General features: G+C 65.6%; 12 protein-coding genes. 11 read left to right on the forward strand and 1 reads right to left on the reverse strand.

All coding sequences use genetic code 11. From position 1 onward, the window contains the following. Positions 1–24: 24 nt before the first annotated feature. The 10 genes from bamA to tilS all read left to right on the forward strand — a co-directional run bounded on the left by bamA (position 25) and on the right by tilS (position 13,184). Positions 25–2,370, forward strand: coding sequence for an outer membrane protein assembly factor BamA (gene bamA, locus ACZ46Y_RS03325; protein ID WP_376717573.1), 2,346 nt, complete (start codon positions 25–27; stop codon positions 2,368–2,370). Between the two features lie 78 nt (positions 2,371–2,448). Continuing rightward, the gene (locus ACZ46Y_RS03330; protein WP_311954070.1) at positions 2,449–2,946 is read left to right on the forward strand and encodes an OmpH/Skp family outer membrane protein; all 498 of its coding nucleotides are present in this window, start codon (positions 2,449–2,451) and stop codon (positions 2,944–2,946) included. Positions 2,947–2,992: 46 nt separating this feature from the next. Then, on the forward strand, positions 2,993–4,024 hold the full coding sequence (gene lpxD / locus ACZ46Y_RS03335) for a UDP-3-O-(3-hydroxymyristoyl)glucosamine N-acyltransferase (protein WP_311954072.1): 1,032 nt from the start codon (positions 2,993–2,995) through the stop codon (positions 4,022–4,024). A 137-nt stretch (positions 4,025–4,161) separates the two neighbouring features. Continuing rightward, positions 4,162–4,605, forward strand: coding sequence for a 3-hydroxyacyl-ACP dehydratase FabZ (fabZ, locus tag ACZ46Y_RS03340; protein WP_311954074.1), 444 nt, complete (start codon positions 4,162–4,164; stop codon positions 4,603–4,605). Beyond that, a complete protein-coding gene (gene lpxA / locus ACZ46Y_RS03345) occupies positions 4,602–5,369 on the forward strand; it encodes an acyl-ACP--UDP-N-acetylglucosamine O-acyltransferase (RefSeq protein ID WP_311954079.1) in 768 nt (255 codons plus the stop codon). Before fabZ ends, lpxA begins: the two co-directional genes overlap by 4 nt. Positions 5,370–5,421: 52 nt before the next feature. After that, on the forward strand, positions 5,422–6,627 hold the full coding sequence (gene lpxB, locus ACZ46Y_RS03350; RefSeq protein WP_311954082.1) for a lipid-A-disaccharide synthase: 1,206 nt from the start codon (positions 5,422–5,424) through the stop codon (positions 6,625–6,627). Continuing rightward, the gene (gene rnhB / locus ACZ46Y_RS03355; protein WP_311954087.1) at positions 6,620–7,255 is read left to right on the forward strand and encodes a ribonuclease HII; all 636 of its coding nucleotides are present in this window, start codon (positions 6,620–6,622) and stop codon (positions 7,253–7,255) included. Before lpxB ends, rnhB begins: the two co-directional genes overlap by 8 nt. Positions 7,256–7,300: 45 nt before the next feature. Then, a complete protein-coding gene (gene dnaE, locus ACZ46Y_RS03360; RefSeq protein WP_311954089.1) occupies positions 7,301–10,801 on the forward strand; it encodes a DNA polymerase III subunit alpha in 3,501 nt (1,166 codons plus the stop codon). 120 nt (positions 10,802–10,921) lie between these two features. Next, positions 10,922–11,878: an acetyl-CoA carboxylase carboxyltransferase subunit alpha gene (locus ACZ46Y_RS03365; protein WP_311954092.1), complete on the forward strand. Its 957-nt coding sequence runs from the start codon at positions 10,922–10,924 to the stop codon at positions 11,876–11,878. After that, entirely contained in the window at positions 11,859–13,184 is a 1,326-nt protein-coding gene (gene tilS / locus ACZ46Y_RS03370; RefSeq protein WP_311954095.1) for a tRNA lysidine(34) synthetase TilS, read from the forward strand. The genes ACZ46Y_RS03365 and tilS overlap by 20 nt, the downstream gene beginning before the upstream one ends. On the opposite strand, the gene ACZ46Y_RS03375 is transcribed toward tilS, so the two are convergent. Next, entirely contained in the window at positions 13,111–14,145 is a 1,035-nt protein-coding gene (locus ACZ46Y_RS03375; protein WP_311954102.1) for a Ppx/GppA phosphatase family protein, read from the reverse strand. The genes tilS and ACZ46Y_RS03375 overlap by 74 nt on opposite strands. Positions 14,146–14,726: 581 nt before the next feature. Between ACZ46Y_RS03375 and rho the strand changes: the two genes are divergently transcribed. Then, positions 14,727–15,986 (forward strand): transcription termination factor Rho, encoded by a 1,260-nt coding sequence (rho, locus tag ACZ46Y_RS03380; protein WP_311954106.1) that lies wholly within the window; start codon positions 14,727–14,729, stop codon positions 15,984–15,986. The last annotated feature ends 34 nt before the right edge of the window (positions 15,987–16,020 follow it).

A 16,020-nucleotide genomic window follows, 5' to 3' on the forward strand; every position in this document is an offset into this window, starting at 1 on the left:
GACCAACGCGAGCGAACTGACTGCATGAAAATAAAGTCCCTTGGAATGGCGGTATTCCTGCTGGCCACGGCCGGCAGCGCCCAGGCACAACCCTTTGACGTTTCCGATATACGTGTAGAAGGACTCAAGCGGGTTTCTGCCGCCTCGGTCTTTAACGCCTTTCCGGTAAGCGCAAGCGATACCGTCACCGAGCGCGAGCTGGCCCGTGCCTCCCGGGAGCTGTTTGCCACCGGCCTGTTTGACGACGTTTCCCTGGCCCGGGAAGGCAACGTGCTGGTGATCAAGGTCGTTGAACGACCCACCATCGCCCGGCTGGACATCAGCGGTAACGACCAGATTGCCGAAGACGACCTGCGCAAGGGCCTGACCGAGGCCGGGCTGTCCGAAGGCCAGGTGCTCGAGCTTTCCACCCTGGAAGAAATCCAGCGCGAGCTGGAAAGCGTGTACCAGGCCCAGGGGCGCTACAGCGCGCGCATCGACGCCAGCGTCGAGGAAATCGATACCGGCCGGGTCAAGGTCAATATCGACATCAACGAGGGTGAAGTCGCCAAGATCCGCCAGATTAACATCGTCGGCAACCGCGCCTTCGACGACGACACCCTGCGCGATCTGTTCGAGCTCGAGGACAAGCCGGGGATGTTCTTCGGCTGGTTCTCAAGCGACGAATATTCCCGCCAGGCGCTGGGCGGCGACATCGAGCGGCTGCGCTCATGGTATCTCGACCGCGGCTACGCCAACTTCGAGGTGACCTCGACCCAAGTCTCCATCGGCCCGGAAAAGACCGATATCTACATCACCCTGAACGTGGACGAGGGCGAGCAGTACCGGGTGGGCGACATCCGCTTCGCCGGCGACATGGCCATTTCCCAGCGCGAGGCGCGCAACCTGCTCGAGATCCAGTCCGGCCAGCAGTTTTCGCGCAGCAAGCTCAACGCCTCTACCGAAGCCCTGCGCAAGCGGCTGGGCGCCGAAGGCTTCGCCTTTGCCGAGGTCAACGGCCGGCCCGAGATGCACGACGACGGCACCGTGGACCTGATTCTTGACGTCGAGCCCGGCGAGCGCACCTACGTGCGCCGCATCGAGTTCAAGGGCAACACCACCACCCAGGACGAGGTGCTGCGCCGGGAAATGACCCAGATGGAAGGCGCGCCGGCCTCCACCGACGAGATCACCCAGTCGCGCCAGCGCCTCAACCGCCTCGGGTTTTTCAGCCAGGTCGAGGTGGACACCCAGCGCGTTCCCGGCGAGCCCAACAAGCTCGACGTCACCTACGAAGTGGAAGAGCAGCCCTCGGGCTCGGTGTCGGCGAGCATCGGCTTTTCCCAGAGCGCCGGCGTCATCTACGGCGCCTCGCTGTCGCAGAAAAACTTTTTGGGCACGGGCAACCGCGTCAACCTCGGTGCTCAGCGCAGTGACACCTTCACCAGCGTCAACTTCGGCTTCACCGACCCCTACTGGACGATCAACGGCATCTCCCGGGGCTATAACGTCTTCTATCGCGAAACCGACTACGAAGATTCGGATATTTCCACCTACTCCACCGACGCCTACGGCGCCGGCATCAACTTCGGCTACCCGATCAGCGAGCTTTCAAGGCTTAACTTCGGCGCCAGCGCCGAAGACCTCAAGGTCAAGACCTACTACGATACCGCCTCGGAAATCGAGCGCTACGTCGAGGACGAGGGCGACAGTGCCCAGACCGTGAAGCTCACCGCCAGCTGGACGCGCAACAACCTCAACCGCGGCATCATGCCCACCGACGGCAGCTATCAGCGCCTGTCGCTGGAGGCCGCCGCACCGGGCAGCGACGTCAGCTATTACAAGCTGCGCGGCCGGGCCCAGAAGCTCTTTGCCCTGGACGACGACGATCTCTGGTCGCTTAAGTTTTCCGGTAACCTCGGCTATGCCGAGGCCTTTGGCGACGACCCGTTCCCCTTCTACGAAAACTTCTACGCCGGGGGCCTGGGCTCGGTGCGCGGCTTTACTTCCAACACCCTGGGGCAGCGCACCACGCCCAAGTATGTCGGCGGGCGCGACCGCACCCTGGGCGGCAACGTGCTGATGGAAGGCAGCGCCGAGGTGCTGTTCCCGATGCCGTTCGTGGAAAACCAGGACTCCATGCAGACCTCGCTGTTCGTGGACGGCGGCAACACCTTCCTGACGTCCTGCTACGACGTGCTCGAGGTCGATGCCGGGCGGCAGAACTGCAGCTCGGGCGTGGATCTGGGCGACTTGCGCTACAGTGCGGGTATCGGGCTTTCCTGGCTGACGCCGGTAGGCCCCTTGACCTTCAGCGTGGCGAAGCCGATCAACGACGAAAGCGGGGACGACACCCAGTTCTTCCAGTTCTCGCTGGGCCAGTCGTTCTGACGGGCTGAAACGGCGCATGCAGGCAGTCCGTCATGACGCCGGCCGGTAATAACAAGCGGTATTAACGAGGAGACAAGCATGCGCAAACTGATAGCGGCCGTTACGCTGTGCGTCATGGCGGCGCCGGCGTACGCAGCAGAGGTGGCCGTGCTTGACTGGCGTGCCGCCTTGATGAACACCGACTCCGCCCAGTCTTCGCTGAGCCGGCTGGAGAGCGACGTGGGCTCCCAGCAAAGCCAGGCCAAACGGCTGGGCGATGAGCTTAAGCGCCTGCAGCAGCGCCTGCAGGACGAAGGCGACGTGATGTCGGATGCCGAGCGCCAGCGGCTGATCGAAGAGCTGCAGCAGAAGGGCAGCCGCTTTGAAAGCCTGCGCCGGGAAGTCATGACCGCTCAGCAGCGCTCGGAAAAGCAGTTCCTTGAGCAGGCCGAGCCAACGCTTGAGCAGGCCGTTGACCGGGTCATCGAGCGCCACGGCATTGATATACTGGTGGAGCCTCAGGGCGTTCTTCACTCTTCCATGGACCTGCCTAACCTCACCGACGAGGTCACGCAGGAGTTCAATTCGCTGAATTAACCTTATTCAGTGCGGGGTGCCGCACTGCCAGCATGTTTGGGCTCTTATGACGCACGCTCCTCACTTTTTGACCCTGGCCGATGTTGCCCGCCACCTGGGCGTCACCCTTGATGGCCGCGGGCAGGCGCCCATTCGCGGCCTGGCGACGCTCAGCGACGCCGGGCCCGACCAGGTGGCATTTCTGACCAACCGCGCCTACCTCAAGGATCTGGCGGCGACCCGGGCGGGCGCCGTGCTGCTGCATCCCGAGCACGGCGAGAGCTGCCCGGTGCCGCGCCTGGAGATGGACAATCCCTACCTTGGCTATGCCCGGCTTTCCCAGCTGTTTGACCCCTTGCCGTCCCGGGACCGGCCGGGCATTCACCCCGCGGCAACGGTGGCTGACGACGCCCGGCTGGGCGAGGGCGTGTGCGTGGCGGCCAACGCCGTGATCGAGGCCGGCGCGGTGCTGGAAAGCGGCGTGGTAGTGGGCCCGGGCAGCGTCATCGGGGCCGACAGCGTGCTTGGCGAGGACACTCGCCTGCACGCCAACGTCACCGTCTGCCACGGCGTGGTGATCGGCAAGCGGGTCATTCTGCAAAGCGGCTGCGTGATCGGCGGCGACGGCTTCGGCTTTGCCCACGACGGCGGCGCCTGGCACAAGATCGTCCAGCTCGGCGGCGTGGTGCTCGGCGACGACGTGGAGGTGGGCAGCTGCTCCAGCATCGATCGCGGCGCGCTTGGCGACACCCTGATCGGCGACGACGTCAAGATCGATAGCCAGGTCCAGATCGCCCACAACGTTCAGATCGGCGACCACAGCGCCCTTGCCGGCTGCGTAGGCATCGCCGGCTCCACCCGGGTGGGCCGGCACTGCATGCTGGGCGGCGGCGTCGGGCTTTCCGGCCATCTCACTCTGTGCGACGGCGTTCAGGTGACGGGCATGAGCCTGGTCACTAACTCCATCCATGAGCCCGGTGTGTACTCCTCAGGCACCGGCGCCATGGACAACCACCAGTGGCGCAAGAACGCGGTGCGCTTCAAGCAGCTGGACGACATCGCCAAGCGGCTGTCGCGGCTGGAAAAGCGTCGCGACTGAACGGCCGTCGGCGCATTGATACGGTGGCGCGCTTGAGGCTCTCGATTAGCGCGGTATAATCCACTGCTTTTTTACCGGCGGGAGCGCTGGAGCGCCCGGGATCTTCCCGGGTATCTTGTCATACAGAGGTCGCTACGATGGCTATGGATATCAACGAAATTCGCGAATATTTGCCCCACCGCTACCCGTTTTTACTGGTGGACCGGGTAACGAAGCTGGTGGAAGGCGAAACCATCGTTGCCTACAAGAACGTCAGCATCAACGAGCCGTTTTTCAACGGCCACTTTCCCCATCATCCGATCATGCCCGGCGTGCTGGTCATCGAAGCGCTGGCCCAGGCCTGCGGCATCCTCGGATTCAAGACCGTCAACAAACGCCCCGCCGACGGCTACGTGTATTACCTGGTGGGCAGCGACAAGGTGCGCTTCAAGCGCCCGGTCATGCCCGGTGATATGCTGGTACTGGAAGCCAACGTGATTCGCGGCAAGCGCGGCATCTGGAAGTTCGCCTGCCGGGCGACAGTAGACGGCGAAGTGGCCTGCGAAGCCGAGATCACCTGTGCCGAGAGGAAGGTGGCTTGATTCATTCGACTGCCCTGGTTGACCCGTCGGCGAGCCTTGCCGGAGACGTCGAGGTCGGTCCGTTCAGCGTGATCGGCCCCGACGTTACGATCGGCCCCGGCTCCGTTATCGGGCCCCACGTAGTGATCAAGGGCCCCACGGTGCTCGGGGCGCGGACGCGTATCTTCCAGTTTGCCTCGGTGGGTGAGAACTGCCAGGACAAGAAGTACGCCGGTGAGCCTACCCGCCTGGTAATGGGGGACGACAACGTCATCCGCGAGGGCGTGACCCTACACCGAGGCACGGTCCAGGACCGCGGGGAAACCACCATCGGGTCGCGCAACCTCTTCATGGCCTACGTCCACGTGGGCCACGACTGCGTGATCGGCGACGACTGCATCTTGGCCAACCAGGTAACGCTTGCCGGCCACGTTCACCTGGGGAACTTTGCCATCATCGGCGGGCTTTCCGCCGTGCACCAGTTCTGCCACTTCGGCGAGCACGCCATGGCCGGCGGCGGGTCCATCATCACCAAGGACACTCCCGCCTTCATCATGATCAACGGCAACCCCGCCCAGGCCCACGGGCTCAACGCCGTGGGACTCAAGCGCCGCGGGTTTGACCGCGAGGCGATCAAGGCGCTGACCGATTCCTACAAGCTGATTTATCGCCAGGGGCTGACCGTGGACCAGGCGCTTGTCACCATGCGCAAGCGCTATGCCCTCGATGCGGTGGAGCGCTTTGCCGCGTCCATCGAATGCTCAACCCGGGGCATTATCCGCTAGTAACCGCCCGCCCGACGGCGCGCGTTAATCGACCGCTTTGGCGAGGCTTGCCATGATGCTCAGGCGAATTTACTTAGTGGCCGGGGAGCTGTCCGGCGATATCCTCGGCGCGGGGCTGATGCGCGAGCTTAAGCAGCGCCATCCGGGCGTCGAGTTTCGCGGCATCGGCGGGCCGCGCATGCTGGCCGAAGGCATGCACGGCTACTTTGCTCTGGAAACGCTTTCGGTGATGGGCCTGGTCGAGGTGGTCAAGCACCTGCCAAGGCTTCTGCGCGTGCGCCGCGAGCTCACCGCCGACGCGCTTGCCTTCCAGCCCGACGTCATGCTGGGCATCGACGCCCCGGACTTTAACCTGGGCCTTGAGCGCCGCCTGCGCGAGGCCGGCATTACCACCGCGCACTACGTCAGCCCCTCGGTCTGGGCCTGGCGCCGGGGCCGGGTCAAAGGCATTGCCCGCTCGGTGGACGCCATGCTGACGCTTTTGCCGTTTGAAGCCGATTTTTACCGAAAGCACCGCGTGCCGGTGGCCTTTGTCGGCCACCCCCTGGCCGACGAGATGGCACTGGAAAATGACCGGTCGGCGGCTCGAAGCGCGCTGGGCCTGGACCCGGAAGCGCCGACGCTTGCTGTGCTTCCGGGCTCGCGCAAAAGCGAAATCGGCTTTATAGGGCCGACCTTTCTCGCCGCCGCCGAGCGATTGTGCCGGCGCTGTGCGTCGCTGCAGGTAGTGATTCCTGCGGCCACGCCGGCCCGGCGCGACGAGCTTGAGGCCCTGCTTGAAACGCTGCCGACGGATTCGCCGGCACGCGATCGCATAACGCTGATTGACGGACAGTCCCGCCAGGCCATGGTGGCTAGCGACGCCGTGCTTCTGACCTCGGGCACCGCCGCGCTCGAAGCCATGCTCTGCCACCGGGCGATGCTGGTGGCCTACAAAATGGCGCCGGCCACTCATTGGCTGGCGCGCCGCCTGGTCAAGACCCCGTGGATTTCGCTGCCCAACCTTATCGCCCGGGAGACGCTGGTGCCCGAGCTGATCCAGGACGCCGCCACGCCGGAGGCTATCAGCGATGCCCTGGGCGCGATGCTTGACGGCGCCGGCGAGCGCGCCGCCCTGGAAGCCCGCTTTGCCGCTATGCACGCCGAGCTTCGGCGCGGCGCCAGCGCCCGCGCAGCGGACGCCATCGAGGCGCTGGCCGCCGGGCACAGCGTTGAGGCGAGCGTCGAGGAGCCAGCCGATGAGAAAACCGATGGGTAAGGCTGAAACCGGCGCGAAAAAGGCCGCCGAGCCGGTGCCCCTTGAGATCGCCTATGCCGGCGAGCGGCTGGCCGGCGTCGACGAAGTTGGGCGCGGGCCCTTGGTTGGTAGCGTGGTCGCCGCCGCGGTAATACTCGATCCGGCGCGCCCGCTCGACGGGCTTGCCGACTCCAAAAAGCTCACCGCCCGGCGCCGCGAGGCGCTGGACGGGGAAATTCGCCAGCGGGCGCTGGCCTTTGCCGTGGCCGAGGCGAGCGCCGCCGAAGTCGATACGCTCAACATCTATCACGCCACACACCTGGCCATGCGCCGGGCTATTGACGCCCTGGCACCGCAAGCGGAGTATCTGCTGGTGGACGGCAACCGCCTGCCGGGGCATGCCCTGCCGGGCCAGGCCGTGGTCAAGGGCGACGCCCGCCACGACGCCATCGCCGCCGCCTCGATACTGGCCAAGGTGGCCCGGGACGCCCAGATGCTTATTTTGGACGCCCGCTATCCGGCCTACGGCTTTGCCCGCCACAAGGGCTACCCGACAAAGGCCCACCTGGCGTCGCTTGAACGGCACGGCCCGGTGCCTGAGCACCGCCGCAGCTTTGCCCCGGTGGCCCGGCAGCTGGCGCTATGGTAGCCGGCGCCGAACGGTTTTCTTTTCCCGCGTTTTACCGAGATTGCCATGACGGTTCCCTTTGTACATCTGCGTGTCCACAGCGAGTTTTCCCTGGTGGACGGCCTGGTCAAACTCAAGTCGCTGGTGAGCACCACCGCCGAGCGCGCGGCGCCGGCGGTGGCGCTGACCGACGAAGCCAACCTGTTTGGCCTGGTTAAATTCTATACCGCCGCCCAGGGGGCCGGGCTCAAGCCGATCATTGGCGCCGATCTGTGGCTGGCCAACGCCCACGACGAGGCTCATCCGTACCGCATCACGCTTCTGGCGATGAACGAGACGGGCTATCGCAACCTCACCGAGCTGATTTCCCGGGGCTGGACCGAAGGCCAGCACCAGGGCCGGGCGCTTTTGCAAAAAAGTTGGGTGCTCGAGCAAAGCGAGGGGCTGATTGCGCTGTCCGGCGGCCGCGAAGGCGACGTCGGCCGCCACCTGCTCGCCGACCACGAGCGCGACGCTCGCCGGCAGCTGGACGAGTGGCAGGCGGCGTTTCCCGGGCGCTTTTATCTGGAGCTTACGCGCACCGGCCGGGCGCTCGAGGAAGACTGCGTGCACAAAAGCGTCGAGCTGGCGCTTGCCACCGGCACGCCGGTGGTCGCCACCAACGACGTGCGCTTTCTCGAGCGCGACGACTTCTGGGCCCACGAGACCCGGGTGGCCATCGGCGAAGGCAAGGCGCTTGCCGACCCGCGCCGGGAGCGCCGCTACAGCGAAGAGCAGTATCTGAAAAGCCCGGACGAAATGGCCGAGCTCTTCGCTGACATCCCCGAGGCGCTGGAAAACAGCGTGATGATTGCCAGACGCTGCAGCGTGGACGTGCGCCTGGGCGAGATATTTCTGCCCGAGTTCGGCATTCCCGAAGGCATGACCCAGGACGAATACTTCCGCAAGGTGTCCCACGACGGCCTCACCGAGCGGCTGGATTTTCTTTACCCCCAGGCAGACTACCCCCGGGATGGCGAGGCCTACCGCGAGATCGACGCCCGCTACCGCGAGCGGCTCGACTTCGAGCTCGACATCATCCTGCAGATGGGCTTTCCCGGCTATTTTCTGATCGTCATGGACTTTATCCAGTGGGCCAAGGACAACGACGTGCCGGTGGGGCCGGGGCGCGGCTCCGGCGCCGGGTCGCTGGTGGCCTACGCGCAGAAGATCACCGATCTTGACCCGCTGCGCTACGACCTGCTGTTCGAGCGCTTCTTGAACCCCGAGCGCGTGTCCATGCCCGACTTCGACGTCGACTTCTGCATGGAGAAGCGCGACCGGGTGATCGAGTACGTCGCCCACCGCTACGGGCGCGACGCCGTGTCCCAGATCGTCACCTTCGGCACCATGGCGGCCAAGGCCGTGGTGCGCGACGTCGCCCGGGCCCAGGGCAAGCCGTATTCGCTGGGCGACAAGCTCTCCAAGCTGATCCCCTTCGACGTGGGCATGACCCTTGCCAAGGCCATCGAAGCCGAGCCCGCGCTGAAGGAGTTTATCGACGCCGACGACGAGGCCGAAGAAATCTGGGAGATGGCGGAAAGGCTCGAGGGCATCACCCGGGGTACCGGCAAGCACGCCGGCGGGGTGGTGATCGCGCCGACCAAGCTCACCGATTTTTCGCCGCTTCTGTGCGACGAGGACGGCTCTGGACTGATGGTGCAGTTCGACAAGAACGACATCGAGGATGCGGGGCTGGTGAAGTTCGACTTTCTCGGCCTGCGCACCCTGACCATCATCGACTGGGCGCTGGAAATGGTCGACAAGGTGCGCGCCGTGGACGGCGAGGCGGCGCTGGATATCGACGCCATCCCGCTTGACGACAAGCCCACCTTCGAGATGCTCAAGAAGGCCGAAACCACGGCGGTGTTCCAGCTCGAGTCCCGGGGTATGAAAGAGCTGATTAAGCGCCTGCAGCCGGACTCGCTGGACGACATGATCGCACTGGTGGCGCTGTTTCGCCCGGGGCCCCTGCAGTCGGGCATGGTCGATGACTTTATCAACCGCAAGCACGGCCGCGCCGAGGTGTCCTACCCCCACCCGGACTACCAGCACGAGCTGTTGAAGCCCGTGCTCGCGCCGACCTACGGCATCATCCTCTACCAGGAACAGGTGATGCAGATCGCCCAGGTCATGGCCGGCTACAGCCTGGGCCAGGCGGACATGCTGCGCCGGGCCATGGGCAAGAAAAAGCCCGAGGAGATGGCCAAGCAGCGCGCCGGCTTCATGGAGGGCTGCGCGGCCAACGGCATCGAAAAGAACCTCGCGGGCAACATCTTCGACCTGGTGGAGAAGTTCGCCGGCTACGGCTTCAACAAGTCGCACTCCGCGGCCTACGCGCTGGTGTCCTACCAGACGGCGTGGCTCAAGGCGCACTACCCGGGGCCTTTTATGGCCGCGGTGATGTCCACCGAAATGGATAACCTCGACAAGGTGGTGCCGCTGATCGAAGAGTGCCGCCACCAGGGGCTGACCGTGACGCCGCCGGACGTCAACGTCGGCGCCTACCGGTTCAGCGTGGATGAAGAAGGCCGCGTGGTGTACGGCCTGGGCGCGATTCGCGGGGTGGGCGAAGGCCCCATCGGCGCCATCGTCGAGGCGCGCCAGGAGGGCGGCGCCTTCGCCGACCTGTTCGACTTCTGCCGCCGGCTCGACCCCAGGCGCATCAACAAGCGCACCCTGGAGGCGCTGATCCGCGCCGGCGCCCTGGATAACCTGGGCCCCAGCCGGGCGGTGCTGGCCGCGGCCATGGAAGACGCGCTCAAGGCCGCCGCGCAGAACCACACCAACCAGAACGCCGGCATGCTCGACATGTTCGGCGAGGCCTTTGCCCCGGTCGAAGACCGCGACGTCTACGCCGACTACCGCGGCGTGCGCGACTGGCGCGACCGCGAGCGGCTGGCCGGCGAGAAGGACACCCTGGGGCTCTACCTCACCGGCCATCCCATCGACGAGTACGAGCGCGAACTCAAGCGCTTTGTGTCGACACGCATCAGCGATCTTAACCCCTCCCGGGAGCCCCAGCGCGTGGCCGGGCTGGTGATCGGCGTGCGCACCATGAAGTCCAAGCGCGGCGATACCATGGCGTTCATTACCCTGGACGACCGTACCGGGCGCATCGAGGCGTCGCTGTTCGGCGAGCTTTACGACGCCCTGCGCGGCCAGATCGACACCGGCGAGGTGATCATCGTCGAGGGGGAGGTCTCCACCGACGACTACTCGGGCGGCGTCAAGCTGCGCGGCAAGGATGTCACTCCGATGACGGCGGCCCGGGTGCGCTACGGCCAGTCCGTGGATCTGGCGCTGGACGCCACTCGGATCAACGGTCGTCTGGTCGACAGCCTGCGTGATAGCCTGAGCCCACACCGCGACGCCGAGGGGCTACCGGTGCGCCTGCAGTATCGCCACCCCGACGCCACGGGCTGGCTTAAGCTCGACGACAGCTGGCGGGTAGCGCCGAACGACGAGCTGCTGCTGGCATTGCGCGACGTTGAGGGCCAGGTCGGCGTCAAACTGCGCTACGACTAGCCTGGCGGCAGCGACCGCCGGCTGCCTTGCGTGGCCGCACCAAGCTGCGATAATGCCACCCGGATACGCTCGATCGACAAGGTTTGCTTTTTCCCTACAGGTTTTTTACAGGCAACGTCCATGAATCCCAACTACCTCGATTTTGAACAGCCGATTGCCGAGCTACAGGCAAAAATTGAAGAGCTGCGGCTGGTCAGCTCCGACAGCCAGGTCAATCTTGCCGACGAAATCGAACGTCTGGAAGTCAAGCACCGCAAATTGACCGAATCCATTTTCCGCGATCTCACTCCCTGGCAGGTATCCCAGCTGTCGCGCCACCCCAAGCGTCCCTATACCCGGGACTACCTGGCGCACGTCTTTACCGACTTCGACGAGCTCCACGGCGATCGCCGCTTTGCCGACGATGACGCTCTGGTTGGCGGCGTGGCGCGCCTCAACGACAAGCCGGTGATGGTCATCGGCCACCAGAAAGGCCGCGACGTCAAGGAGAAGGTGCGGCGCAACTTCGGCATGCCGCGCCCCGAGGGCTACCGCAAGGCCTGCCGGCTGATGGAAATGGCCGAGCGTTTTCGCATGCCGGTGCTGACCTTTATCGACACCCCCGGCGCCTACCCGGGCATCGACGCCGAGGAGCGCGGCCAGTCCGAGGCGATTGCCCACAACCTGGCGGTGATGTCGCGGCTGAAAACCCCGATCGTCTCCACCGTGGTAGGCGAGGGCGGCTCCGGCGGGGCGCTGGCCATCGGCGTATGCGACGAACTCGCTATGCTGCAGTATTCCACCTACTCGGTGATCTCGCCGGAAGGCTGCGCCTCGATTCTGTGGAAGAGCGCGGATAAAGCCTCCGAAGCCGCCCAGGCCATGGGCATTACCGCCGAGCGCCTGCAGGAGCTGGGCTTCGTCGATACGCTGATTGAAGAGCCTCTGGGTGGCGCCCACTGCTACTACGAGCAAACCGCCGAGCGGGTGAAGGAAGCGCTGGGTCAGAGCCTTGAGCGGCTGGAAGGGCTGGATACCGAGACGCTGCTGGAGCGTCGCTACGAACGGCTGATGAGCTATGGCGCGCCCGCCGCATAGTCAACGGCTGCTAACCCTGCTTGAACGCGCCCTGGCGGAGGTCCCGCCGGGGCGCTGCGTTTGGGTGGCGCTTTCCGGGGGCATGGATTCTTCGCTGCTGCTTGCGCTTGCCGCCAAGCTTTGCCGCGACCGCCAGCGCGCGCTTCGCGCCCTGCACGTCAACCACGGCCTGCAGGAGGCCGCCGGGGCGTTTGAGGGCCATTGCCGCGCGCTGTGCCGGTGGCTTGACGTGCCGCTGACGGTAACCCGGGTGAGCGTCGACGCCCGGGGCCGCGGCGTAGAAGGGGCGGCCCGCAAGGCCCGCTACGCCGCCTTTGCCGAGCAGGTGCCGTCGGGCGATACGCTAATGCTCGCCCAGCACCGTACCGACCAGGCGGAAACCTGGCTGTTGGCCGCCATGCGCGGCAGCGGCGTGCGCGGGCTCGGGGCGATGCCCGAGCGCCGGGTACTGCACGATATTACCCTGGCCCGCCCCTGGCTCGACGCGGGGCATGCCGAGCTTGCCGCCGTGGCCCGGGCGCTAGCGGAGGAGGGCCGGCTCGGCTGGTGCGACGACCCCACCAACGCCGATACCCGCTTTGAGCGCAACTATCTGCGCCACCGGATTCTTCCTGCCCTGAAAGCGCGCTGGCCGCACGCCGAGCGCTCGCTGGCGGCTGCCGCCGGGCATATGCAGGACGCCGACGCGCTGCTTGAGGCCTACGCTTTTGAAGAGCTTGCCACGCTGCAGGTCGGCGAAGAACAGCTTGACGCCGCGGCGCTTTACCGGCGCTCCCGGGCCCGTCAGCGGCTGCTGGTGCGCACCTTTTGCCGCCGGCTGGGGCTTGCCACGCCGCCCAAGCGCCGGCTTGACACACTGCTCGAGCAGCTGGGCGCCGCGGCGGATGCGCAGGCGCACGTGGCCTGGCCCGGCGGCTGTGCCCGGCTATGGCGGGGGCGGCTGTATCTTTTACCCGAAGCGCGCGAAGCGGCAGAGCTCGACTGGGACACGACCTGGGACGGCCGCGCGCCGCTCGCTACGCCGCTGGGCGACGTGGACGTCGCGCTGGTAGCAAAGGCGGCAGGGGCGACGCTACCGCTGACCGTCGGCTGGCGCCGGGGCGGCGAAGTCATCCGCCTCGCCGGGCGCGGCCGGCGGGATCTCAAGCGGCTTTTGGCCGAGGCCGGGGTGCCGCCCTGGGAGCGCCATGCGGTCATTGTCGTCCGGGCAGAAGAGGCGTGCGTGGCGGCGATCAAGGCGCCCGATACGCTACTCTATCAGGCAGCGGGCTGGCGGTTTGCCGCGGTTCGTCCGGCAGCGCGCTGAGCATGTCGTGCAGCATGCCCTCGCGCAGGGCGCCGTCGACAAAGCGCAGCTGCTGAAGGTCAAAAGCCTGGAAAATGGCGCTGACAATGGCGATGCCGGCGGGGAAAATGCCGGCTCGATTGGCTTTAAGCCCCTTGAGCGCCAGGTCATCGAGGTGGCGGTAGCGCAGCACCCGGGCGCGCAGCTGCTCGAGCCCCGGGCGGGTGATCAGGCCTTTTTCGCGGCTATCGCCGTAGGCGTAAAGGACGCGCGCCACCGACTTGAGCGTGCCGCTGGTGCCGACGGCTTCGTCCCAGCCGGCGCGGCGGTAGCGCGCCTGGACGGGCGACAGCTGCTCGAGCGCGGCCTGCTCGGCGGCCTGGAGGTTGGCCTGATTGAGCACGCCGCCGGGAAAAAAGCGCCGGGAAAACGTCACGCAGCCCATGGCCAGGCTTTCCAGCAGCTGCGGCGCCATGCCCTCGCCGATCACGCATTCGCTGGAGCCGCCGCCGACATCCACCAGCAGCCGGCGCCCGCTGAACGCGCGCGCGTGGCCGGCGCCGAGGTAGATCAGACGAGCCTCCTCGCGCCCGGAAATCACCTCGACGGGCTGGCCCAGCAGCGCGGCGGCGCGGTCGAGAAAGGCGTGGCGGTTGCCGGCATCGCGCAGCGCGCTGGTGCCGACGATGCGCAGCTGCGCGCAGGGCGCCTTGTGCAGCATGGCGGCAAACTGCCGAAGGCACTCAAGGCCGCGCTGCATGGCGTCGCGGTCGAGGTTGCCGTCGGCGTCGAGCCCGGCGGCCAGCTGCACCTTGACGCCGCGTCGGGTGACGATGTGCGGGCGTTGGTTGACCACGCTTGCCACCAGCAGGTGAAAGCTGTTGGAGCCAAGATCAATGGCGGCGAGCCGCCGGGCGGCCCGGCCCGGGTGGCGGGAGACGGCGCGTCCGGCAGCGGCGGAAAAAGGCGTATCCTTGGGCATGGGCAGTCCTTCCGGGTGGTCCGGGCAAGGTTGCGTGGCCCCTGCCGGATTGTCAATTGGCAAGGCTTGCGTTTACTTCAGGGCTTGACTACCATCCGTTTACTGGCTTGAATCGAAATGACGCCGTGATACGGCATGGCTAGCCACCGGCAGCACGCCAGCGTTACTTTCGTCCTTCTCAAGCTTTACCCAACCTCATCCACGCCGAGCCGGGCGTTTTCTCGTTTCCCATGGCGTCGCTACGCGCCTGACGTTGATGCAGCATGGCGTCGACGTCGTGACGTTCCCGGCGCGCCGAGCCGTTCGGCGGTTTGGCACGGGGGTGTTGTACGGGGGGTAAAGTCCGCCAGCTGTCCAAGTCGTCAGATAGCCCGTTTGTCCGGCCCATCCGGTGCCGGCCTTGAAATCAGGAGTTGAGCCGTCGAGCTGAATCCGATGCGTTCGGGTCAGTCAGGCTTCCTGCATATCGAGCGCGTGTCTTGTCGGGATCTGAACGCATCATACGGCGCATTACTGCCACGCCTCCTTTCTTCTTTGCGGCGCCTGGCGCTCGCTTTCATGAGCAACGTTCTAACACACCGATGAATCTTACCGAACTCAAGCAAAAATCCGTTCCCGAGCTGCTCGATATCGCCCGCCAGATGGGGATCGATAATCTGGCCCGCTCGCGCAAACAGGACATCATTTTCGCCATCCTCAAAAAGCACGCCAAGAGCGGCGAGGACATCTACGGCGACGGTGTGCTGGAAATTCTCCAAGACGGCTTTGGCTTTTTGCGCAGCGCCGACAGCTCCTATCTGGCCGGCCCCGACGACATCTACGTCTCGCCGTCGCAAATCCGCCGCTTCAACCTGCGCAAGGGCGATTCCATCGCCGGCAAGATCCGCCCGCCCAAGGATGGCGAGCGCTACTTTGCCCTGCTCAAGGTCAGTCAGATCAACTTTGACCGGCCGGAAAACGCCAAGCACAAGATCCTGTTTGAAAACCTCACGCCGCTGTTTCCCGACGAGCGCATGCGCATGGAAATGGGCAACGGCTCCAAAGAGGATCTGACCGCGCGGATCATCGACCTCACCGCGCCCATCGGCAAGGGCCAGCGCGGCCTGCTGGTATCGCCGCCCAAGGCGGGCAAGACGCTGATGCTGCAGAACATCGCCACCTCGATCACGCGCAACAATCCCGAATGCCACCTGATCGTGCTGCTCATCGACGAGCGCCCGGAAGAGGTCACCGAGATGTCGCGCACCGTGCGCGGCGAAGTGGTGGCCTCGACCTTCGACGAGCCCCCGGCGCGCCACGTTCAGGTGGCCGAAATGGTCATCGAAAAGGCCAAGCGGCTGGTCGAGCACAAAAAGGACGTGGTGATTCTGCTCGACTCCATCACCCGCCTGGCCCGGGCCTACAACACCGTGGTGCCAAGCTCGGGCAAGGTGCTCACCGGCGGCGTTGACGCCCATGCGCTGGAAAAGCCCAAGCGCTTCTTCGGCGCCGCGCGCAACATCGAAGAGGGCGGCAGCCTGACGATTCTCGCCACCGCGCTGGTGGATACCGGCTCGAAGATGGACGAAGTCATCTTCGAAGAGTTCAAGGGCACCGGCAACATGGAAGCCCACCTGGACCGCAAGCTGGCCGAGAAACGCGTCTTCCCCGCGTTCAACATCCGCCGCAGCGGCACCCGCCGGGAAGACCTGATCGCCTCGGAAGAGGAAATGCAGCGCATGTGGATTTTGCGCAAGCTGCTGCACCCGATGGATGATATCGGCGCCACCGAGTTCCTGATCGACCGCCTGAAGGATACCAAGACCAACCTGGAATTCTTCGAGGCCATGAAGCGCCGCTAGGGCGCTGAGCTGCCGGTGAGTGCCTAGATGAGTG

Source organism: Halomonas garicola (genome assembly GCF_055382465.1).

What these genes read in the sequence shown, in the direction of transcription:
- fabZ (WP_311954074.1), top strand. Translation starts at nt 4,162, where the DNA reads ATGGCTATGGATATCAACGAAATTCGCGAATATTTGCCCCACCGCTAC.
- ACZ46Y_RS03365 (WP_311954092.1), top strand. Translation starts at nt 10,922, where the DNA reads ATGAATCCCAACTACCTCGATTTTGAACAGCCGATTGCCGAGCTACAG.
- ACZ46Y_RS03330 (WP_311954070.1), top strand. Translation starts at nt 2,449, where the DNA reads ATGCGCAAACTGATAGCGGCCGTTACGCTGTGCGTCATGGCGGCGCCG.
- dnaE (WP_311954089.1), top strand. Translation starts at nt 7,301, where the DNA reads ATGACGGTTCCCTTTGTACATCTGCGTGTCCACAGCGAGTTTTCCCTG.
- lpxB (WP_311954082.1), top strand. Translation starts at nt 5,422, where the DNA reads ATGATGCTCAGGCGAATTTACTTAGTGGCCGGGGAGCTGTCCGGCGAT.
- ACZ46Y_RS03375 (WP_311954102.1), bottom strand. Translation starts at nt 14,145, where the DNA reads ATGCCCAAGGATACGCCTTTTTCCGCCGCTGCCGGACGCGCCGTCTCC.
- rho (WP_311954106.1), top strand. Translation starts at nt 14,727, where the DNA reads ATGAATCTTACCGAACTCAAGCAAAAATCCGTTCCCGAGCTGCTCGAT.
- tilS (WP_311954095.1), top strand. Translation starts at nt 11,859, where the DNA reads ATGGCGCGCCCGCCGCATAGTCAACGGCTGCTAACCCTGCTTGAACGC.
- bamA (WP_376717573.1), top strand. Translation starts at nt 25, where the DNA reads ATGAAAATAAAGTCCCTTGGAATGGCGGTATTCCTGCTGGCCACGGCC.
- rnhB (WP_311954087.1), top strand. Translation starts at nt 6,620, where the DNA reads ATGGGTAAGGCTGAAACCGGCGCGAAAAAGGCCGCCGAGCCGGTGCCC.
- lpxD (WP_311954072.1), top strand. Translation starts at nt 2,993, where the DNA reads ATGACGCACGCTCCTCACTTTTTGACCCTGGCCGATGTTGCCCGCCAC.